This is a genomic window from Halomicrobium sp. HArcht1-1, from assembly GCF_058933285.1.
Genome location: NZ_JBZYDL010000001.1, coordinates 2,880,199 through 2,897,871, shown reverse-complemented (window position 1 = coordinate 2,897,871; position 17,673 = coordinate 2,880,199). Strand labels below are relative to the sequence as shown.

Genomic DNA, 17,673 nt, shown 5'->3' with positions numbered 1-17,673 from the left:
CCCATATACAACACGCCTTCTCGACAAGGCTCCCCACCTCTCCCCGCAACAGGATAATGTTGCCTACTCTTCCGGGTCGGCCAGTCGGTGGCGCTTCTCCGGGATGTGGACGCTGTCGTGGACGACACCGTAGAATTCGCCCGATCCGGGGTCGATGACGCGTCCGACGGTGAGCCAGTCGGTCACGCCCTCCGTTCCACAGGCGATACAGCGACCGGCGATACGGGCCTGAATATTCGGGGGATCGACGCCCGTATCGACGAACCCTTCGGCGAGGAAATCGGTCGGCTCACACCCGCAGAACTCACTTTCCGCCAGCAACCACAGGTCGCTGACGTTCACCTCTCGGGAGTCGTTGACGCTGATCCAGGCCCCGTCGTCGAGCTGGTGAACGTCGGTCGTCATTAGATGTCATTAGATCCGCCGGCCACGTCAGTCGTTCGACGTAGCCAAGTTTCGCCGCAACTGCGACGATCCCCGCTCCCTCTGGTGGTCCATGTGTGTTCGTGCCACTGGCTGGCGCTCGTGGCCCGCCGTCGGAGGTACCTGCAAAAATCGCCGACAAACGGGAGTGGTGGAAGGGATTACGGGTGAGAGCGGCTTTATGCGGGTGTAGGTAGTACGGGTGAGTACCGAAACACCGCGCTCACTGGCGCGATGCACAAACCAATGACAGACGCACAACAGAGTTCACGCGAAGACGTCGAAGCCGAAGAGCCAGCGACCGACCACCTCGACGATGTCGAGGACGGATGCGGTTGTACCGAGATCTGGGAGCACCTCTCGGAGAACCGGGACGACGCTGCCGCAGACGACTGAGTCGCTGTGAGACGCGTCTCGACGTGTCCCAGCGCACGTCGGACCGGACCCTTTTATCGGACCGTTCCCAACGGAAAGTGATGACTGCCGATGGCCACGACGGCCCCAGCCACGCCGAGCGCGAGTCGCCGGTCGGGAAGCCGGTCATCCGCGGTGACCCCTCCCTGACCGGCCAGCGCGCCGAGGAGGCCGTGGAGTTCGATCCCGACGACCCCGAGAGCCTCGACCTGGCTGCACGGACCGTCCGGGCGTTCTCGGAGAACACCGCTGGTGCCGACGACAACGTCTACATGCTGCGCGGTGCGGCCGCCTGTGCCGCGCTGGTCCGGGGTGAGGGATCGTACAAGGCCGCCGCCGAACGCGCTGGGGGCGACGCCACCGTCTCGTTCATCCGCAAGTGGTCTCGCGTCCACGACCTCCCGCGCTCGATCCGCCGGCACGTCGCGATGGGACACATCGCCCCTACCGCGGCCAAACACATCGCTCGGGTCGGCGGCGAAGCCCGCCTCCAGCTCGCCTGGGCCGCGCTCGATCACGACCTGACCGTCCGACAGGTCCGCTCGGTCGCGAGCGACGTCAACGAGGGTCAGTCGGTCGCCAGCGCGCTCGAAGCTGAAGGGGTCCGACTGGGCGAACTCGAACTCGCGCTCGATCCGGCCGTGTACCGCGAACTGCGTCGGCGCGCGGCGCTCGACGGGGAGTCGCCCGGCGCAGTCGTCAGCGAGCTACTGGCCGACCGACTGGACTGATACCACTCGGCGGGCTCTGGCACGCGCGCTCACTGCCCAACTCTCTCACAGACCGAGGGGTCGGTCTCAGTCGTCGGAGTGGGCCTGCTCGAAGGGCCGTGGCGGCAACAGCAGCTCTTCGAGTTCGGCCATGTGCTTGACGTTGTACAGCAGTTGCAACTCGTCGCTCGTCGGGATCCCGTTGCAGGCCAGCTGAAAGCCCCGGTCGACCATCTCGTCGGGCAGTACGTGATCGACGCGAGTCGTCAGCTCTCCGGACAGGACGACGACCGCGCAGTTGGCACACGCACCGCCACGGCAGGCGAAGGGCCAGGCGAAGTCGTTGCGCTCTGCGGCCTCCAGAACCGACTCGCGGGGGTAGACGTGGAAGCTCCCGTAGTCGGTGTCGTCGAGTCCGGCCCCGGCCGCCTTCTCGAAGAGGTCGTCGTCGTCCGCGTGCCAGCCGTGATCGTCCAGTACCTCGTAGTTGAGATACTCCACGCGCGGGTGGATCGAGCCGCCGTCGTCGTCGCTGTCGGCGTCGTCGGCGCGCTGTCGTTCGGTGCCGTCGGCCTCGCCCGACAGGATCTGCTCGTACGCGGCCCGCACCGACTGGAAGGCCTCCAGCGAGCCGCCGTGGTCGGGATGGGTCTCTTTGACCCGCTCCCTGTAAGCGCGCTCGATTGCCTCGTCGCTCGCGTCCGGGTCGACGGCGAGAACTTCGAACGGGGACGCCACGCCCGCTGCTAGTGGTATGGTGGGAATAAACCTTCGCCCTACACTGTTTTCGCGCCGACTTCGGCCGCCGACCCCCACGCTTCAATCTGGGGGTGCGTTCGCTCACTCTCCGACCGGCTCCAGGTCGGGCTCGAACAGCGCCTCGACGCGGCACTCGAAGTAGGCGGCGAGCTTGAACGCCAGCGCCAGCGACGGATCGTACCGCTCTCGCTCGACCGCGTTGATCGTCTGTCGTGAGACACCGACGGCTGTTGCCAGTTCGCCCTGGCTCAACCCCGCTCGTTCCCGGTAGGTGTCGATCTCGTTTTTCATGCTCCTCGCTGGCTCACTCGTACTGTCGCTTCACGAACCAGTGGACGGCTCCGAACACGAGGATCAACAGGAGATATCCCCAGAGCGCACCCCTGACGGCGGCGGGAGCGGTGTAGACGCCGGTCGTCGAGAGGACGACATCGGCCGGCAGACCGAGTATCGCCACGACGGTGACGAACAGGAACGTCGTCTGACTCGCCTCGCGCTCCATCCGCCGTTCGAGTTCGTCGCCGACCGACACGGGCGACTGCCAGTACCCGACGGCCATCCCGAGACAACCGAGCCAGTACAGTCCCAGTCCCGCAAAGAGCACCACGGCTCTGTCGGTCAACATCCACAGCGCGGTCGCGACGAAGAAACTCAGCACGCCGAAACCGACCGACCTGTTGATCCACTGGCTGTACTGCTCGCGCTTCTCGACTCGCTGTCTGGCGGTGAGTTCCTCGCTCATGGGTATCGCGGGTGTAAAGCACCCTTTACAGTAAAGAATACTTTACACCCATATAAAGCTACCGCTCAGACCCATCTCTCGGTCGCCGCTCACGTCGTCACTGTCCGGGAAAGCACCAGCGGTGGTCGTCACTCCGCCCCAACTGTCTCTGGGTGATGACGGCCGACTCCGTCACTTGTCGGTCTGGTGAACTCCGAACACACACTCCAGCCCGAACACGACGACTGCCATCGTGACGGCCTGGACGACGAGCAATCCGCTGCCCAACACCAGTCCGACGACGAGGACACCGAGTCCCGTCGCCGTCCCCAGTATCGCCGCGTACGGCACGCGAGAGCGGTCTCGCAACCACGCGTCGACGCGGTCGTACAGTCGCGTCGCTGTCTCCATACGCTGCACACGACCACGACACGGAAATAGCTGCTCCGAGCCTGCGGGGCTCCCCGAACTGACGGCATCGCTTCGCTTGTCCGGTCGTTTCGGATCAGACGGAGAACTCGAAGAGATCGTCGCGCAACCATCTTTTGACTCGTCGGGTCGCTGACGCGACCACTCCTCGCAAAACATGGATGAAAAGACGGACTCGCTTCGCTCGTCCGGTCGCTTCGGATCAGACGGAGAACTCGAAGAGGTCGTCGCGCAACCATCTTTTGACTCGTCGGGTCGCTGGCGCGACCACTCCTCGCAAAACATGGGTGAAAAGACGGACTCGCTTCGCTCGTCCGGTCGCTTCGGATCAGACGGAGAACTCGAAGAGATCGTCGCCCACGTGGTGGATCGACTCGACGACCTTCCCGCTGTCGCCGACCATCTCGTCGCCGCTCGCCTTCGCACGCCCGACGGCGAGGAACTTCCCGTGTGATTCTTCGTTGATCGCGACGAGATCGCCCGCGGCGATGTCGTCGTCGGCGTCGGTGATGCCGGGCCGCATCACGTCTGCGCCGTCAGAGACGAACGAGATCGCGCCGCTGTCGACGGTGACGACGTGGTCTTCGGGCGGGTACGCGTTGAGTCCCTCGACGGTGAGGAACGGCTCGCCGTCGACGTACAGCACGAGCGGGTCGCCGTCGACCAGCACCACGTCCCAGTCGCTGTCCTCGAACTCCACTTTCTCGAAGGTGTCGGCGTCTAGTTCCACGCCGAGGTTCGCGACCACGGCCTCCTCGATGGCGTCGATCTCGTCGGCCCTGAGGTGGTGGCGCGACTTGACGTTCATGCCCGCATCGTCGTGGGGAGCGGAGATAAATCGACCGTTCTCGGCCCGCGTCCTCCTCGGGCGGCGCTGTGTGGGGGCACCGTCCCGGATCCTGACTGTCGTGTTACAAAAAGACGCTTTGGCGAACAGTTTACTTCGTCGCTCCCGTCCGTCGGGTATGAGCAGGGCAGACGACCTCCAGGACTGTGAGGACTGTCTCGCGCCGGCCGACGCCTTCGCGATCGTCGGCGAGGAGACGCGCCTCTCGATCCTCGAAGCGCTGTGGCGACTCGACGAGCCGGCGGCCTTCTCCGAGATCCGGGCGGAAGTCGGGATGACCGACAGCGCGCAGTTCAACTACCACCTCGGGAAGCTGACCGACCAGTTCGTCCGCAAGACCGACGACGGGTACGAGCTTCGGACCGCGGGCGAGCGGATCGTCCAGGCCATCTTCGCCGGCTCGTTCACCCAGCATCCGGAACGCGAGATCGAGATCGACGATCCGTGCGTCCGCTGTGGCGCGACCCTGTCGGCCCACTACGTCGACGAGCAGCTGTCGATCACCTGCCCGGCGTGTGGGCACGGCCACGGCGAGTATCCGTTCCCGCCGGGGGGACTCCACGATCGGACCGACGCGGAGATCCTGTCGGCGTTCGACCAGCGCGTGCGCCACCTCCACTGTCTCGCCAAGGACGGCGTCTGTCCGGAATGTAACGGCCGGATGGCGACGACGATCGGACGCGGCGAGGACTGTTGTCTGGGCGTCTCGGTGCGGGCGACCCACCGCTGCCGGCAGTGTGCTCACGAACTCTGTTCGGCGGTCGGGCTGGGACTCCTCGACCAGTCGCCCGTCGTGAGCTTCTACGAGGACCACGGTGTCGACCTCGCGCAGACGCCCTACTGGCGACTCGACTGGTGTGTCGACGACCACCCGGTCACCGTCGTCGACGACGATCCCTGGCGGCTCCGCGTCGACGTGACTCGCGACGGCGACCGGCTCGCTGTCGTCGTCGACGGCGACCTCGAAATCGTCGAGACGCGCCGCGACCCGGCGACGCCCGCCGAGTGACGCCCCGTCCATCGCTCGCGTGACACGTAGACCAACGCTGAAGGCGATCCCCTCTCTCCTCTCTGTCAATGGCCAGTGCCATCCAGCTGTACACGCTCCGAGACATGGACTGTTCCGTCCCCGAACTCCTCGATCGCGTCGCCGAGGCCGGCTTCGACGGCGTCGAGTACGCATACCGCGTCCCCGAGGCAGATTCCGAGGCTGTCCGGACGGCACTCGACGAAACCGGCCTCGCGGTGCCGGCCGCACACGTCCCCGTCGACGCCCTCGAAGACGATCTGGCGGCGACGGTCGAGCAGTACCGCTCGCTCCGGACTGAACGGCTCGTGGTCCCCTATCTCGACAGCGAGTCGTTCGGCACCGTCGAGCGCGTCCGCGAGACGGCCCGCCGCCTCGACGGGCTCGCCGACCAGCTCGCGGACCACGACTACCCACTCCTGTACCACAACCACGACGCCGAGTTCGCCGATCTCGACGGTCGGACGGCCTTCGACGTGCTCGTCGAGGCGACCGACAGCGTCGCCTTCGAACTCGACGTCGGGCTGGCGACCTACGCCGGTGTCGACGCGGCCGCGGTGATCGACAGCCACGCCGACCGGATCGACCTGCTGCACTGCACGGACACGCACGTCGACGCCCCGGAACCGGCCCACGCCGCCTTCGGCGCGGGTGACGTGGACTACGACGCCGTCTTCGACGCCGCCGAACGCGCCGGCATCGAGTGGCGCATCTACGAGAACGGATCACAGGACGATCCCGTCGGCGAACTCGACCACGCGGCCGAGCGCTTCCTGTCCTGATCGCCGTCCGCAACGACCGCGAGAGCCGGGGGAGTCGAAAAGTATAGAGGTGCCGTCGGAGTAGTCGCACCCGTGTTCTCCGACGGCCTGCTCGCTTCCTGTCGACGGATCGGGACAGGACTGACTGCTCGCGTCGCACGAGCGCGTGCGAACGCTACCCCCGCCGACTGCCTCCGATTCGCTCTGCTCGCGACGATCTGTGTGTTGCTCGCGGTCGTCGCGGTCAACGTAGCGACCTCCACGTCGGCCGAGGACACCACCCTCCAGCGCGGGACGGTGACCCAGCCGGCCGACAACACGACGATCGTCAGCGTTCAGGGGTACACCTTCGAGGGCTCGGTCAACGACAAGAAGCCCGCTCGACTGATCGCGGCCGACGAGCGCGCGAACACGGACTGGACCTACCAGAGCCGACAGGGGTCCGGTGCCTGATTCTTCGACGTCGATCCCCTCGACAATGGGAACCTGCTCGTCGTCTCGCCCCGCAGCGGCGAGACGCTGATCTACGAGCTAAATCCCGAGACCAGAGAGCGCGTCTGGGAACGGCGCTTCCCCTTCGAAGACACGCACGACGCCGACATGCTCAGCGAGGACGAACTCGTGATCGGCCACATGCGGGCCTGGAACGAGACCAGCGAGGTCAGCAACGACGAAGTGGTGGTCTACAACCTGACCACCGACGAGATCACCTGGCGCTGGCGATTCCGCGAGCACTTCGACAACGACACCGACGGCGGTATGAACGCCGACTGGAGCCACCTCAACGACGTGGACCAGGTCGGCGAGCACCGCTTGCTCCTGTCGCCGCGCAACTTCGATCAGGCGATCGTCGTCGACCGACGGTCCGGCGAGATCGTCCAGCGACTGGGTCGTGACGACGACTACTCGGTGCTCAACGAACAGCACAACCCCGACTACTTCGTCGGCGAGAACGGGACGCCGACGATGCTTGTCGCCGACAGCGGCAACGACCGGGTCGTCGAGTACGCCCACCTGAACGGCTCGTGGGAACGGACCTGGGAGGTCGGAACGAACTCGCTCAAGTGGCCACGAGACGCCGACCGACTCCCGAACGGCAACACGCTGATCGTCGACAGCCTCAACCACCGCGTGATCGAGGTCACGCCCACCGGCGAGATCGTCTGGGAGTACTACGCCACCTGGGGACCGTACGACGCCGAGCGACTGGGGACCGGCGACGAGTCCAACGGCCCGACGATCCGCCAGCAAAACGCCACCGGCAGCTACGAACTCTCCGGCAGTGCGGGGCTGCGCCCCGGGACCGGCGACAACCTCGACTTCCCGGCTCGACTCCAGGCGACGTTCTCGGGGACGCTGCTGTCCGGTCCCGCGAACGCCCTCGCACAGCTGTGGGGCCACTACATGCCGTGGTTCCGCCCGGTCTGGCTCTCCTCGTGGGACGCCGCGTTCCTCGTCGGCGCGGGCCTACTCGCAGTGAGCTGGGCCGGCGGTGAAGCCATCCTGCGGCGCAAGCGACTCGTCGGCGGGCTCCGGCGGCGACTCCCGTTCTGACACCGCCCTACTCTTCGCGCTCGATCTCTGCACCCCGGACGTTTTGCTTGACGCTGTGGAGTCCCTGCTTTGCCTTCTGCTTCGAGGCGTATCCCTGACCGCCGTCGGCGATGATGTTCCCGTTGTCGTGGACCAGCCGCCAGCGCCACTGGCCGGCACTGTCCTCGAACAGCTCGAAGGTCGCGTCGCTCCCGCCGTCCTGGCTCTCCTCGTCTTTCGACTGGTCGATCACGTTCGCGCCCGGTGCGTTCGAGCGGACGCTCTCTAACCCCTGCTCTGCCTTCTGGGCCGACGAGTATCCCTCGCCCCCGTCGGCGATGACGTTGCCGTTGTCGTGGACGAGCCGCCAGCGCCACTCTTCGGCGCTGTCCTCGTACAACTCGAACGTCGCCTTGCTCGCGGCCGCGTCGGTGTCGACGGCCCCCGCTTCTTCGGTCCAGCCGACCTCGATTTCGAGGCTCAGTCGCTCGCCTTCGCGCTCGACTTCGGTCTCCAGGTCGGCCTCCGGCGGTGCCGACACCGTCACCGTCTGTTCCTCGTCGGCCGGTGCGGGCTCGCCCCTGGCGAACCTGCGGGCGAGCCGCCGGAAGTACGACGCGATACCGTTTCGACTGCGCGTCTCGCTGGACTCGTGGATGGTCTCTTCTGGCATACATTCTGATCGTCAAGTGGCAAACACATAGTGGTGACCCTCGTCTCACCGTCGACCGCGCTCGCGGTCAGACGACCGCCAGTCCGCGGGGAAGCTGGCGATACTCGTCGGGCCAGGCCAGATCCAGCGCCGACCACGCCGTCCCGTCCTCGCTCGCGAACAGCCCGTGGTTCGTCAGCGCGTAGAACCGTCCGTCGTGGGCGGCCAGCACCGCCCGCGCGAGCCCGTCGGGGCCCGGCAGTCCCGACATCGCCCGCTCCCAGCCGTCCTCGGTCCGCCGATAGACGTAGGACTCGCCTTCCGTGCTGTGTGCATCACGGGCACCGGTGGCCGCCGACACGACGACATCGTCTGGGTCCGCGCCGACTGCCAGTCCCCAGACGTAGCGGTGATCGAGTCCCGACTGGGGGAACGACCACGTGTCGCCGCGGTCTCGCGACTCGGCGTAGCCGTCGCCGGCCGCCGTGTAGACGCGTTCGGGCGCGTCGGGGTGGGTGCCCAGCGTGTGGTTGTCTCGCCGCGCTCCGTCCGGGTTATCCTCCCAGTGCTCGCCCGCGTCGTCCGTCCGGACGAGCGCGCCCGCCTCGATTGCGACGGACAGACGGTCGGGATCGGTCGGATCGACGGCGATCCAGCGCACGTGGTGGGTGTCCGGCCGCGGCGGGAACGACCACCGCGACGCCGAGGGGAGGTCCTGCAACCCGGGCCGCTCGCTCCAGGAGTCGCCGCCGTCGGTCGATCGATACACCCGCGAGGGCTCGGTCCCGGCCCAGATCACGTCGGGATCGTGCGGACTGACCGTCACGGCGGTCACACGGTCGTCGGTGTCCAGTCCAGTGGTCCAACTGTCACCGCCGTCGGTGCTGTACTGGAGGCCCGCGTCGACGGTCCCGACGAAGACCCGCCCGGGACGCTCCGGCGCGGCGGCGACACACTCCAGTGAGTCCGCCACGGGTCGCTCCCGGGCCATCCAGCCGTCGTCCTCGATCACCAGCAGACGGTCGTCCAGCGCGGCGTAGCAGGTGGGCATGTGGCACCCTACGACTTCGTGGGACAAACGTCTCGGGGTGACACTCATACTGACGGCTGTAACTTCGTGAAGATCTTCGCCACCCCGGGGTGGCGAAATCGTTCACAGATTTACAGCCGGTAGTATCACCACGAAGTATTTACCGCAGGCCGGCGCAGGCCCGGCCGCATGGTACACTGCCCTGAATGTCAGACGACCCTCGAAACGGCCGACGACATCGAGTTCGCCGAGACCGACGCCACGACTGGCTTCATCAAAGCCTCAAAACGGTTCTACACGGCCAACTGCGCCGCCTGTGGCCTGACGATCGGCAGCGGCGTCGCCGGTGCGAAGTCGAACGGAGGTGCGGTCTGATGGCCCACTGTCCCGAGTGCGAGGCGACGCTCGATCAGCAAGACGACGTGGAGTTCGTCGACATGGACTCGACGACGGGCTTTTTCACCGCCTCCAAGCGGTTCTACCTCGTCGCCTGCGGCGAGTGTGGGGCCGCGATCGGCAGCGGCGTCGCCGGTGCGATGTGAGCGACGGATCGTGACCGGGCGTTCACGGCGCTTTGCGCCGTGCGCTCTCGGCGGATCTGAACCGGAGGAAGACTCGCTTCGCTCGTCTTCCAGGGTGCAAATCCGCGCGTGCCATTCGCTGCTCACTGTCGTTCGCAGCAGAATGGGCCCGGGCGGATCTGAACCGAAGCGAGACTCACGCTGCTCGTCTCGCAAGGCTCAAATCCTCACCCGGCGTGATTGCTCCGCTCCTCGTGTCCACTCGTCGCAGAAGCAGTGGGCCCGGGCGGATTTGAACCGGAGGAAGACTCGCTTCGCTCGTCTTCCAGGGTGCAAATCCGCGTGTGCCATTCGCTGCTCACTGTCGTTCGCAGCAGAATGGGCCCGGGCGGATTTGAACCACCGGCCTCTTCCTTGTAAGGGAAGCGTCATAACCACTAGACCACGGGCCCGACACCGGCAGAGAAACGATGCGGGGAAATAACCCTTTCTCTCTGGAGGCGACAGCGTTACCCCGATCACACCCTACGGGTCGAGCATGGAGCGGTCGACAGCGGTCGTCGGGGGAGTTATCGCCCTCCTCGTCGTCGGAGCGCTCGTCGTCTGGTCGGGCGTCTGGCTCCAGTTCGTCGATCCGGGGAGCTACGAGCGGACGACGGTGACGGTCGTCGACGAGGACGGGACGGAACTCGGCGCGGTCGACGCCCGCATCGCCGACACGTGGCAGCAGCGACTCGTCGGGCTCAGCCGGACCGAGTCGCTGGCTGCCGACGAGGGGATGGTGTTCGTCCACGACCGACAGGAGCGCCACGGCTACGTGATGCGCGCGATGTCGTTCCCGCTGGACATCGTCTTCGTCGCCGAGAACGGGACGATCACGCGGATTCACCACGCGCCCACGCCCGCCGACGGAGCCAGCGAGAGCGACCTCCGGGAGTACAGCGGCGAGGGCAAGTACGTCCTGGAGGTCAATCGCGGCTGGACCAACGAGACCGGCGTCCGCGTCGGCGACCGGGTACAGATTCCCGGCGAGACGACCGATCCTGCGGGGACCGGCGACGAGAGCGGCCCAGACCGACAGACCGCATCGACTCCGTCCTGTGACGCGGGGCCGACGGGGACGCCGTCGCCGACGAACGCGACCGTGACGGCACTGGACGAGGCGTGTACGCCGCTGGGGACCGTCTCCGTGGCGATCGCGGACAACGACAGCGAACGCATCACCGGGCTGAGCGACACCGACTCGCTGGCTGCCGACGAGGGCATGCTGTTCGTCTTTCCCGAAACCGGCGAGCACGCCTTCGTGATGCGAGAGATGTCGTTCCCGCTGGACATCGTCTACGTCGCGCCCAACGGCACGGTCACCCGGATTCACCACGCGCCGGTCCCCGACGGCGAGTACGAGCGCCGGTATCCCGGTACCGGGAAGTACGTGCTGGAGGTCAACCGCGGCTGGACCAACGAGACCGGCGTCTCCGTCGGCGACCGACTGCGACTCCCGAACGTCACCGCGTCGTAGCTGCTCCGTGTGTGCTGTTCTCACGGAGACGACGGGCTTTAGGTGACCGACCCATTCACAAGCGTGCATGGATGTCGACGCCGGGGACGACGACGCCTTCGAGGACGTTCGAGAAAACGTCGATCACCCGATGCGCCGGCTGTTCGCCGAGTACGGCCGGGACAACACCGGCGCGTTCACGGTCGGTCTACTGAGTAGTATCGTCGCGCGGCTGCTGGATCTGCTGCCCCCGGTGTTGCTCGGGATCGCCGTCGACGCGATCTTCCGGGACAATCGACCGTTCGCGCTGGGGCCGGTCGACCTCTCCGTGTACGCCACCGATCCCGAATCCCAGGTGATACTCGCGTCGAGTATCATCGCCGGGGCGTTCATCCTCGGTGCCGGGTTCCACTGGACCCGAAACTGGGGGTGGAACGCCTTCGCTCAGCGCATCCAACACGCCGTCCGGACCGACACCTACGACCGGATGCAGCGCCTGAACATGGACTTCTTCGCCGACAAGCAGACCGGCGAGATGATGTCGGTCCTCAGCAACGACGTGAACCGTCTGGAACGGTTCCTCAACGACGGGATGAACTCGGCGTTCCGGCTGTCGGTGATGGTCCTGGGGATCTCGGCGATCCTCTTTTACTACAACTGGCAACTCGCACTCCTGACACTGGTGATCGTCCCGGCGATCGGCTTCTTCACCTACCGGTTCATCAAAGCGATCCAGCCCAAGTACGCCGACGTGCGCTCTTCAGTCGGCCAGCTCAACTCCCGGCTGGAGAACAACCTCGGCGGTGTCCAGGTCATCAAGACCTACAGCACCGAGAGCTACGAGTCCGACCGCGTCGAGGACACCTCTCGTGACTACTTCGACGCCAACTGGGGCGCGATCAAGACCCGGATCAAGTTCTTCCCTGGCCTGCGCGTGCTCGCGGGCGTGGGCTTCGTCGTCACCTTCCTCGTCGGCGGGCTCTGGGTGTACGGCGGTGAAGGACCGTGGATCTTCACCGGGACGCTGTCCGAAGGTGAGTTCGTCGTCTTCATCCTCCTCTCACAGCGGTTCATCTGGCCGATGGCCCAGTTCGGGCAGATCATCAACATGTACCAGCGGGCCTACGCCTCCGCCGAGCGCATCTTCGGCCTGATGGACACGCCCAGCCTCATCGAGGAGACCGACGACGCCGAGGAGCTGGCAGTCACCGACGGGGAAGTCGAGTACGACGGCGTCACGTTCGGGTACGGAGAGGGGAGCGATCCCAGTGACGAGGAGATGATTCTCGACGACGTGTCTTTCACCGTCGACGGCGGCGACACGCTCGCACTCGTCGGGCCGACTGGCGCGGGCAAGTCGACCGTGATGAAACTCCTGATGCGGATGTACGACGTGGACGACGGCGCGGTCAGGATCGACGGCCAGGACGTGCGCGACGTGACCATCCCGAGCCTGCGGGACGCCATCGGCTACGTCAGCCAGGAGACGTTCCTCTTTCACGGCACCGTCCGCGACAACATCGCCTACGGGAGCTTCGACGCCACCGACGAGGAGATCCGCGAGGCGGCCAAGGCCGCCGAGGCCCACGGCTACATCCAGAATCTCCCCGACGGCTACGAGACGATGGTCGGCGAGCGTGGCGTGAAGCTCTCGGGCGGCCAGCGCCAGCGCGTCGCCATCGCCCGCGCGATCCTCAAAGACCCCGAGATTCTCGTCCTCGACGAGGCCACCAGCGACGTGGACACGGAGACGGAGATGCTGATCCAGCGCTCGCTGGACCGACTCACCGCCGACCGAACCACCTTCACCATCGCCCACCGCCTCTCGACGGTCAAAGACGCCGACCAGATCGTCGTGCTCGAAGACGGCCAGGTCGTCGAACGAGGCACCCACGACGACCTACTGGGCGAGGACGGCCTGTACGCCAACCTCTGGGCCGTCCAGGCCGGCGAGATCGACGAACTCCCCGAGGAGTTCGTCCGGCGCGCGACCGAACGCCGCTCGCAGGTGGATGCGGAAGTCGGGGACGACGACTGATCTCTTCGGCGCACCCGACGCTCGTTTATCGAGCGTCGAAGCCAAAGCCGAGGAGGACGACGACTAACAGTTCTCGCCGGCGCACCTGACGCCGCTTGTCGGGCGTCGAAACCAGAGCCGGCGAGGGCTGACATCACTCACCGGGCGAGATGTTCGTAACAGTTCGGTCGAGAGAGATACCCTGCTAGAAAACACTTGCCGAGGTGGCTTCGCCGTCACAGTGGTTGATCTGGCCCTACCGAGATAGAGGAGGATGCCCGGCAATTCGCCGCTTCTATCGATCAACGAGATCGGAGAGCGAAGTACGCAATCACGACGAGGCCAACGATCGGCCCAACCACCTCGGCCCTAAATCGCGAGAAATCCCTCGTCAGATAGCCGAACGCGAGGCCGAGGACGAGCGTCGCGACCAGCAGGCCGGCGAAACCCCAGGCGTACCACGGTAACGAACCGTCGTCACGACGGTCGATCCCTGCACCGGTCAGTGCAGTCAGGGCGGCGACGACACCGCACACTCCCCACAGCAGACCAATGGTCAACTCCGGCAGCCACGCGACCGCCGGTGCGTCCGCAACAGATCCGAACACAGGAAGGACCTTCATAAACGACATGGTGCCTCCAACGGCGAGAAACGCCACCGCCTTGCTGGTGCGGTCGTTCATTATATCCCGCACACTTTAGACTTGTATATAAGTGTGTGGTGAGGGGTCCTCCGGCTTCAGTGTTGACGACGGCGCTCTGTGACGTGTTCTCCCCGATCGCCGTCCCGCCGCAGTCGATCGGTGCGGAGTTGGCGCTGTCAGTCGTCGTAGGGCCAGTCGCCGACGATCCGCATCCCCTCCGCGAGGTCCTGCTCTTCGAGCGCTTCGGCGATGGCTGCGGGCGGTCTGGGGTCGACCGCCCGTTCGTCGTCGGCCAGCTCGACCGCCAGTTCAGTCAGGAGGACTGCCTGCTCGCGTAGCGTCCGTGGTTCGAGTTTGTCCAGTGTGTCCGCGTGCGTGTGGCCCCAGCCACGGCCCTCGCCGTCGGTCTCGCTCATGACGTGGATGCCGGGGACGCCCCACTGGACGAACGGCCAGTGGTCGCTGTGGGGGCTCATCGTCGGGGTGGTCGTTATCGGGTGTTCCAGCCGGTCGGCGACGGCGTCGGTGGCTTCGCTCAGGCCGTCGAAGCCGTGCGTGAAACACTGGAGCGTCCGGCCGCGGACGACGCCGTCGAGGTTCAGGACCGCCGCGACGGTCTCGAACTCCCGCCGGTCGGCCAGGTGGCTCGATCCCACGAGTCCGACCTCCTCGGCACCGAAGGCGACGAACTCCACGCGCGTGTCCAGTTCGTCCTCGCGAGCGGCGAGTGCCTTCGCGACTTCGACGAGCGTCGCCGTCCCCGCGCCGTTGTCCATCGCTCCCTCCGCGATGTCGTGGGCGTCGACGTGGCTGGTCACGAGCACCGCCTCGTCGGTGTCGGGCCCGAGTTCGGCGTGGACGTTCTGGCTCGTCGCGGGCCGTGTCTCACAGTCGACGGCCACGGTCACCTCGTCGCCCTCGTGGCGGCGAGCCAGCCGTGCACCGGTCTCGCTGGCGACACCGACGGCGGGGATCTCGCCGAGTGGCTCCTCGGGCGTGCCGACACTGCCGGTCGGCGGCAGCATCCCCTCGACGTGGTTGACGTAGACGAACGCCGCCGCACCCGCCTCGACGGCGTGGTAGTACTTCTCTCGGCGGTGGATGTAGCGGTCGTACCAGTCGGGCACGTCCGAGCGCGCGATCACCACCGCGTCCTCGCAGTCCGCCTCGTCGAACTCCTCGGGCAGGCCGTGGCCGGCGTCGACCAGCCGACCGGTCACCGTCCCGGCCGGCGAGCGCGGGAGCGCGATCACCGCTCGGTCGTCGCTCGCGACGGCCTCGTCGCCGGCCGTGATCGCACTCGTCTCGCGCTCCCAGCCCTGGATGTCGAACGCGGACAGCCCGGCGTCGCGGGCGTACGCCGCGAGGGCGTCCCGCGTCGCCTCGGCGGCCGCCCGTTCCCCCTCGCTGCCGGCCATCCGGGTGCCCGTATCGACCAGTTCGGTGAGGTGTGTCCAGCCCGCGTCGCTCGTGAACGTCTCGCCGATCCACTCGGTCATGTCCGTCTCTGCGTTCGGCATCGGTTTGAATTACGGGGTCCGATCCGTCGCGCAGAAAGACCGGCTTTCTCACCTCGCGGTGCCGGAAAGCGTCCGTTTCGCCCCGTACTGGGCGTATAACTTACTCGTCGGCTTCGAACTCGGAAGCGTGATGTCCGACCACGACAGACGACAGTTCCTCCGTCTCGCGCTCGCCGGGACGGGGCTCACGCTCGCGGGCACTGCGACGGGACAGCGCGGCCGCGCGACCCACAGAGACGAGCGGCCGAGCGGTCGCCGAGCCGCCGACGGGCTCGTCACCGTGACCAGCGACGACGACTTCGATGCGACCGTCGATCGCATCTCGTCGGCGATCGAGGACAACGAGAACCTGACGCTCGTCGCCACCGTCGATCACGCCGCAAACGCCGCCTCGGCCGGGCTGGAGCTCCCGCCGACGACGCTGCTGGTGTTCGGGAACCCACAGCTCGGGACACCGCTGATGCAGTCTGCCCGGAGCGTGGCGATCGATCTCCCACAGAAGCTCCTGGTCACGGCGGTCGAGGGAACCGTCACCGTCACCTACAACGATCCCGCCTGGCTCGCACAGCGCCACGGGATCTACGACCGGGCCGGGACGCTGGAGACGATCGGCTCGGCGCTGGCCGGCCTGGCCAGCGGCGAGTGACACGCTGGAACCCTCTCTGGTGCTGTGCCGCGGGAAGACGAACCGCCTTCGGTCAGCTATTCGTTCGACGTGTCACTCCTCACAGAATAGCGGGCGGCGGGGGATTCGAACCGCCTGAACGCACTCGCGTTCGCTCGTTCGTTCCGTGCTTCGAATCCCGCGCTGCCGGTTCGCTCACTGCGTTCGCTGTACGGGCGGCGGGGGATTCGAACCCCCGACCATCTGGTCCGGAACCAGGCGTTCTGTCCACTGAACTAGCCGCCCTCGCAAAACCGTTGCTCTCGAATCGGTTTGAATCGATCGGTCGCGGAGAACAGCTCCGGCTCGGTCAGGGCTGCTCGCCGGTCTCGATGGTGAACTCGTCGGTCGGGTAGGCGACGCAGGTCAGGCAGTAGCCCTCTTCCATGTCGTCGTCGAACAGCGACTCGTTTTGGCTGTGGCGGATGTAGTCGCTGGCGGCACCGTCGGTGATCTGGCCGGCACAGGAGACACACTGGCCCTGTCGGCAGGCGTAGGGCATGTCCCAGCCTTCGTCTTCGCCAGCGTCGAGGATGGTCTCGTTGTTCGCGACCTCGATCGTCTCGCCTTCCTTGGCGAACTCGATCTCGTAGTACTCGACCTCGTCGTCGGCGATCTCGTCGGGGTCGAATCCGTCGTCTGCCTCCTCTTGGCCCTCTTCGAGCTCTGCGCCCTCTTCGCCCGCCGGGATCGCCGCCGCGCTGCCGCCACCGCCGATCGAGCGGTTGTACGGCTCGGGGAACTCCGTCTCCGGCACCGTCGCCGCTCGTTTCTCGATCACGTTCTGGGAGATATCCTCGTTCGGTTCCCAGCCCGTGCCCGAGCTGTAGTGGACCGCGACGACGACGATGGTGAGCACGGCCCCAGCGGCGACACTCACTGGTTCTACCATGCGCGAAGCTTTGGAGCACTGGCTTATTTAGCTGTTGTTTTGGCTGAGGGCGGGGCTCCCGTCTGTGACGCCACCCGCCTGCCATGTGGAAAAATTAAAATAGGAACTCTCGGGAGCAACCGTATGGGAGTACGCGAGTCCTGGAACGAACTCGGAACCGGTGGGAAGATACTGGTCGGGCTGGCCGTCGGCGTCGTCCTCTTGGCCGTGTTGCTCGTGGTGTTGGTCGTCCTCGCGGCGGTGCTGGCCTCGTTCGTCCTCGGCGTCGGGGGCGACACTGCCCAGACGGCACCGGCGGCCTCGTTCGAGTTCGACTACGACGACTCGACAACGACGACGACCATCCGTCACGAGGCGGGAGATTCGATCCCGGCGAGCCAGCTCAGGGTCGTCGTCGCGGGGCAGAGCGTCGGTTGGGCCGACGGCGGTGGTGCCGCCAGCGGTGACGACGGCGAGGTGATCGACGGGGACTCGATCACCGTCGACACCCAGCCGGGCGACCGCATCAGGGTCGTTTACGAGGGACCGGACACGTCTTCGACGCTCGCCGCCCACGAGATTCACGAGGTAACGGTCACGGCCTCGTAGCCCACCGCCTCTCGGTACACGAC

General features: G+C 66.3%; 21 protein-coding genes, 2 tRNA genes and 2 pseudogenes. 12 read left to right on the top strand and 13 right to left on the bottom strand.

Annotated elements, in window-relative coordinates; translation table 11 throughout:
* Window positions 1-63 precede the first annotated feature (63 nt).
* Window positions 64-405, bottom strand: coding sequence for a DUF8134 family protein (locus AC5FRZ_RS15155; protein WP_493564998.1), 342 nt, complete (start codon window positions 403-405; stop codon window positions 64-66).
* 264 nt (window positions 406-669) lie between these two features.
* Here AC5FRZ_RS15155 and AC5FRZ_RS15150 point away from each other — a divergent pair, with 264 nt between their 5' ends.
* Both AC5FRZ_RS15150 and AC5FRZ_RS15145 read left to right on the top strand, forming a co-directional pair.
* Complete coding sequence (locus AC5FRZ_RS15150) at window positions 670-819, top strand: DUF8595 family protein (RefSeq protein ID WP_170092686.1); 150 nt, start codon at window positions 670-672, stop codon at window positions 817-819.
* Window positions 820-899: 80 nt separating this feature from the next.
* Window positions 900-1,568: a DUF7119 family protein gene (locus AC5FRZ_RS15145; protein WP_493564997.1), complete on the top strand. Its 669-nt coding sequence runs from the start codon at window positions 900-902 to the stop codon at window positions 1,566-1,568.
* Between the two features lie 66 nt (window positions 1,569-1,634).
* Here the strand turns inward: AC5FRZ_RS15145 and fer are convergent, their stop codons facing one another.
* The 5 genes from fer to AC5FRZ_RS15120 form a co-directional block, all read right to left on the bottom strand.
* On the bottom strand, window positions 1,635-2,285 hold the full coding sequence (gene fer / locus AC5FRZ_RS15140; protein ID WP_372480132.1) for a ferredoxin Fer: 651 nt from the start codon (window positions 2,283-2,285) through the stop codon (window positions 1,635-1,637).
* A gap of 102 nt (window positions 2,286-2,387) precedes the next feature.
* Entirely contained in the window at window positions 2,388-2,597 is a 210-nt protein-coding gene (locus AC5FRZ_RS15135; RefSeq protein WP_153554557.1) for a helix-turn-helix transcriptional regulator, read from the bottom strand.
* A 13-nt stretch (window positions 2,598-2,610) separates the two neighbouring features.
* Window positions 2,611-3,048: a DUF2178 domain-containing protein gene (locus AC5FRZ_RS15130; protein WP_153554556.1), complete on the bottom strand. Its 438-nt coding sequence runs from the start codon at window positions 3,046-3,048 to the stop codon at window positions 2,611-2,613.
* Window positions 3,049-3,219: 171 nt separating this feature from the next.
* Window positions 3,220-3,438, bottom strand: a complete 219-nt coding sequence (locus tag AC5FRZ_RS15125; RefSeq protein WP_493564996.1) for a hypothetical protein — start codon at window positions 3,436-3,438, stop codon at window positions 3,220-3,222.
* A 346-nt stretch (window positions 3,439-3,784) separates the two neighbouring features.
* A complete protein-coding gene (locus AC5FRZ_RS15120) occupies window positions 3,785-4,264 on the bottom strand; it encodes an RNA-binding protein (protein WP_170092684.1) in 480 nt (159 codons plus the stop codon).
* 157 nt (window positions 4,265-4,421) lie between these two features.
* On the opposite strand from AC5FRZ_RS15120, the gene AC5FRZ_RS15115 reads away from it, so the two are divergent.
* The 3 genes and pseudogenes from AC5FRZ_RS15115 (at window position 4,422) to AC5FRZ_RS15105 (ending at window position 7,645) form a co-directional block, all read left to right on the top strand.
* On the top strand, window positions 4,422-5,312 hold the full coding sequence (locus AC5FRZ_RS15115) for a winged helix-turn-helix domain-containing protein (protein WP_153554553.1): 891 nt from the start codon (window positions 4,422-4,424) through the stop codon (window positions 5,310-5,312).
* A gap of 68 nt (window positions 5,313-5,380) precedes the next feature.
* Window positions 5,381-6,112, top strand: a complete 732-nt coding sequence (locus AC5FRZ_RS15110; RefSeq protein WP_493564995.1) for a sugar phosphate isomerase/epimerase family protein — start codon at window positions 5,381-5,383, stop codon at window positions 6,110-6,112.
* A gap of 120 nt (window positions 6,113-6,232) precedes the next feature.
* Window positions 6,233-7,645: pseudogene (locus tag AC5FRZ_RS15105) on the top strand (aryl-sulfate sulfotransferase).
* A 7-nt stretch (window positions 7,646-7,652) separates the two neighbouring features.
* On the opposite strand, the gene AC5FRZ_RS15100 reads toward AC5FRZ_RS15105, so the two are convergent.
* Together AC5FRZ_RS15100 and AC5FRZ_RS15095 are read right to left on the bottom strand one after the other, a co-directional pair.
* A complete protein-coding gene (locus AC5FRZ_RS15100) occupies window positions 7,653-8,297 on the bottom strand; it encodes an HVO_2922 family protein (protein ID WP_493564994.1) in 645 nt (214 codons plus the stop codon).
* 67 nt (window positions 8,298-8,364) lie between these two features.
* The gene (locus AC5FRZ_RS15095) at window positions 8,365-9,327 is read right to left on the bottom strand and encodes a WD40/YVTN/BNR-like repeat-containing protein (protein ID WP_493564993.1); all 963 of its coding nucleotides are present in this window, start codon (window positions 9,325-9,327) and stop codon (window positions 8,365-8,367) included.
* A gap of 168 nt (window positions 9,328-9,495) precedes the next feature.
* Here AC5FRZ_RS15095 and AC5FRZ_RS15090 point away from each other — a divergent pair, with 168 nt between their 5' ends.
* Together AC5FRZ_RS15090 and AC5FRZ_RS15085 are read left to right on the top strand one after the other, a co-directional pair.
* On the top strand, window positions 9,496-9,681 hold the full coding sequence (locus AC5FRZ_RS15090; RefSeq protein WP_153554548.1) for a hypothetical protein: 186 nt from the start codon (window positions 9,496-9,498) through the stop codon (window positions 9,679-9,681).
* The gene (locus AC5FRZ_RS15085) at window positions 9,681-9,848 is read left to right on the top strand and encodes a hypothetical protein (protein ID WP_012807947.1); all 168 of its coding nucleotides are present in this window, start codon (window positions 9,681-9,683) and stop codon (window positions 9,846-9,848) included. The genes AC5FRZ_RS15090 and AC5FRZ_RS15085 overlap by 1 nt, the downstream gene beginning before the upstream one ends.
* A gap of 358 nt (window positions 9,849-10,206) precedes the next feature.
* On the opposite strand, the gene AC5FRZ_RS15080 is transcribed toward AC5FRZ_RS15085, so the two are convergent.
* A tRNA-Val gene (locus AC5FRZ_RS15080) sits at window positions 10,207-10,279 on the bottom strand.
* Between the two features lie 86 nt (window positions 10,280-10,365).
* Here AC5FRZ_RS15080 and AC5FRZ_RS15075 point away from each other — a divergent pair.
* From AC5FRZ_RS15075 to AC5FRZ_RS15065, 3 genes and pseudogenes are all read left to right on the top strand, one after another.
* A pseudogene (locus tag AC5FRZ_RS15075) lies at window positions 10,366-10,851 on the top strand (DUF192 domain-containing protein); the annotation flags it as partial.
* 120 nt (window positions 10,852-10,971) lie between these two features.
* Window positions 10,972-11,346 carry a DUF192 domain-containing protein gene (locus tag AC5FRZ_RS15070; protein WP_493565093.1) on the top strand — a complete coding sequence of 125 codons (375 nt, stop codon included), beginning with the start codon at window positions 10,972-10,974 and terminating at the stop codon, window positions 11,344-11,346.
* A gap of 67 nt (window positions 11,347-11,413) precedes the next feature.
* Window positions 11,414-13,363 (top strand): ABC transporter ATP-binding protein, encoded by a 1,950-nt coding sequence (locus AC5FRZ_RS15065; RefSeq protein ID WP_493564992.1) that lies wholly within the window; start codon window positions 11,414-11,416, stop codon window positions 13,361-13,363.
* Between the two features lie 281 nt (window positions 13,364-13,644).
* Here the strand turns inward: AC5FRZ_RS15065 and AC5FRZ_RS15060 are convergent, their stop codons facing one another.
* Both AC5FRZ_RS15060 and AC5FRZ_RS15055 read right to left on the bottom strand, forming a co-directional pair.
* Window positions 13,645-14,025: a hypothetical protein gene (locus AC5FRZ_RS15060; RefSeq protein WP_493564991.1), complete on the bottom strand. Its 381-nt coding sequence runs from the start codon at window positions 14,023-14,025 to the stop codon at window positions 13,645-13,647.
* 137 nt (window positions 14,026-14,162) lie between these two features.
* Window positions 14,163-15,485, bottom strand: a complete 1,323-nt coding sequence (locus AC5FRZ_RS15055; protein ID WP_493565092.1) for a M28 family peptidase — start codon at window positions 15,483-15,485, stop codon at window positions 14,163-14,165.
* 151 nt (window positions 15,486-15,636) lie between these two features.
* Between AC5FRZ_RS15055 and AC5FRZ_RS15050 the strand changes: the two genes are divergently transcribed.
* Window positions 15,637-16,152 carry a DUF302 domain-containing protein gene (locus AC5FRZ_RS15050; protein WP_170092672.1) on the top strand — a complete coding sequence of 172 codons (516 nt, stop codon included), beginning with the start codon at window positions 15,637-15,639 and terminating at the stop codon, window positions 16,150-16,152.
* A 191-nt stretch (window positions 16,153-16,343) separates the two neighbouring features.
* On the opposite strand, the gene AC5FRZ_RS15045 is transcribed toward AC5FRZ_RS15050, so the two are convergent.
* Both AC5FRZ_RS15045 and AC5FRZ_RS15040 read right to left on the bottom strand, forming a co-directional pair.
* Window positions 16,344-16,416, bottom strand: a tRNA-Arg gene (locus AC5FRZ_RS15045).
* Between the two features lie 64 nt (window positions 16,417-16,480).
* Window positions 16,481-17,062 (bottom strand): 2Fe-2S iron-sulfur cluster-binding protein, encoded by a 582-nt coding sequence (locus AC5FRZ_RS15040; RefSeq protein WP_153554543.1) that lies wholly within the window; start codon window positions 17,060-17,062, stop codon window positions 16,481-16,483.
* Between the two features lie 123 nt (window positions 17,063-17,185).
* On the opposite strand from AC5FRZ_RS15040, the gene AC5FRZ_RS15035 reads away from it, so the two are divergent.
* The gene (locus AC5FRZ_RS15035) at window positions 17,186-17,650 is read left to right on the top strand and encodes a type IV pilin N-terminal domain-containing protein (protein WP_170092671.1); all 465 of its coding nucleotides are present in this window, start codon (window positions 17,186-17,188) and stop codon (window positions 17,648-17,650) included.
* The last annotated feature ends 23 nt before the right edge of the window (window positions 17,651-17,673 follow it).

Bases quoted from the DNA above. Each gene is read 5' to 3' on its own strand.
- AC5FRZ_RS15060 (WP_493564991.1), bottom strand. From the start codon at position 14,025: ATGAACGACCGCACCAGCAAGGCGGTGGCGTTTCTCGCCGTTGGAGGC.
- AC5FRZ_RS15150 (WP_170092686.1), top strand. From the start codon at position 670: ATGACAGACGCACAACAGAGTTCACGCGAAGACGTCGAAGCCGAAGAG.
- AC5FRZ_RS15100 (WP_493564994.1), bottom strand. From the start codon at position 8,297: ATGCCAGAAGAGACCATCCACGAGTCCAGCGAGACGCGCAGTCGAAAC.
- AC5FRZ_RS15125 (WP_493564996.1), bottom strand. From the start codon at position 3,438: ATGGAGACAGCGACGCGACTGTACGACCGCGTCGACGCGTGGTTGCGA.
- AC5FRZ_RS15085 (WP_012807947.1), top strand. From the start codon at position 9,681: ATGGCCCACTGTCCCGAGTGCGAGGCGACGCTCGATCAGCAAGACGAC.
- AC5FRZ_RS15110 (WP_493564995.1), top strand. From the start codon at position 5,381: ATGGCCAGTGCCATCCAGCTGTACACGCTCCGAGACATGGACTGTTCC.
- AC5FRZ_RS15135 (WP_153554557.1), bottom strand. From the start codon at position 2,597: ATGAAAAACGAGATCGACACCTACCGGGAACGAGCGGGGTTGAGCCAG.
- AC5FRZ_RS15145 (WP_493564997.1), top strand. From the start codon at position 900: ATGACTGCCGATGGCCACGACGGCCCCAGCCACGCCGAGCGCGAGTCG.
- AC5FRZ_RS15040 (WP_153554543.1), bottom strand. From the start codon at position 17,062: ATGGTAGAACCAGTGAGTGTCGCCGCTGGGGCCGTGCTCACCATCGTC.
- AC5FRZ_RS15155 (WP_493564998.1), bottom strand. From the start codon at position 405: ATGACGACCGACGTTCACCAGCTCGACGACGGGGCCTGGATCAGCGTC.
- AC5FRZ_RS15090 (WP_153554548.1), top strand. From the start codon at position 9,496: ATGGTACACTGCCCTGAATGTCAGACGACCCTCGAAACGGCCGACGAC.
- AC5FRZ_RS15130 (WP_153554556.1), bottom strand. From the start codon at position 3,048: ATGAGCGAGGAACTCACCGCCAGACAGCGAGTCGAGAAGCGCGAGCAG.
- AC5FRZ_RS15065 (WP_493564992.1), top strand. From the start codon at position 11,414: ATGGATGTCGACGCCGGGGACGACGACGCCTTCGAGGACGTTCGAGAA.
- AC5FRZ_RS15055 (WP_493565092.1), bottom strand. From the start codon at position 15,485: ATGACCGAGTGGATCGGCGAGACGTTCACGAGCGACGCGGGCTGGACA.
- AC5FRZ_RS15115 (WP_153554553.1), top strand. From the start codon at position 4,422: ATGAGCAGGGCAGACGACCTCCAGGACTGTGAGGACTGTCTCGCGCCG.
- AC5FRZ_RS15095 (WP_493564993.1), bottom strand. From the start codon at position 9,327: ATGCCCACCTGCTACGCCGCGCTGGACGACCGTCTGCTGGTGATCGAG.
- AC5FRZ_RS15035 (WP_170092671.1), top strand. From the start codon at position 17,186: ATGGGAGTACGCGAGTCCTGGAACGAACTCGGAACCGGTGGGAAGATA.
- AC5FRZ_RS15050 (WP_170092672.1), top strand. From the start codon at position 15,637: ATGTCCGACCACGACAGACGACAGTTCCTCCGTCTCGCGCTCGCCGGG.
- AC5FRZ_RS15120 (WP_170092684.1), bottom strand. From the start codon at position 4,264: ATGAACGTCAAGTCGCGCCACCACCTCAGGGCCGACGAGATCGACGCC.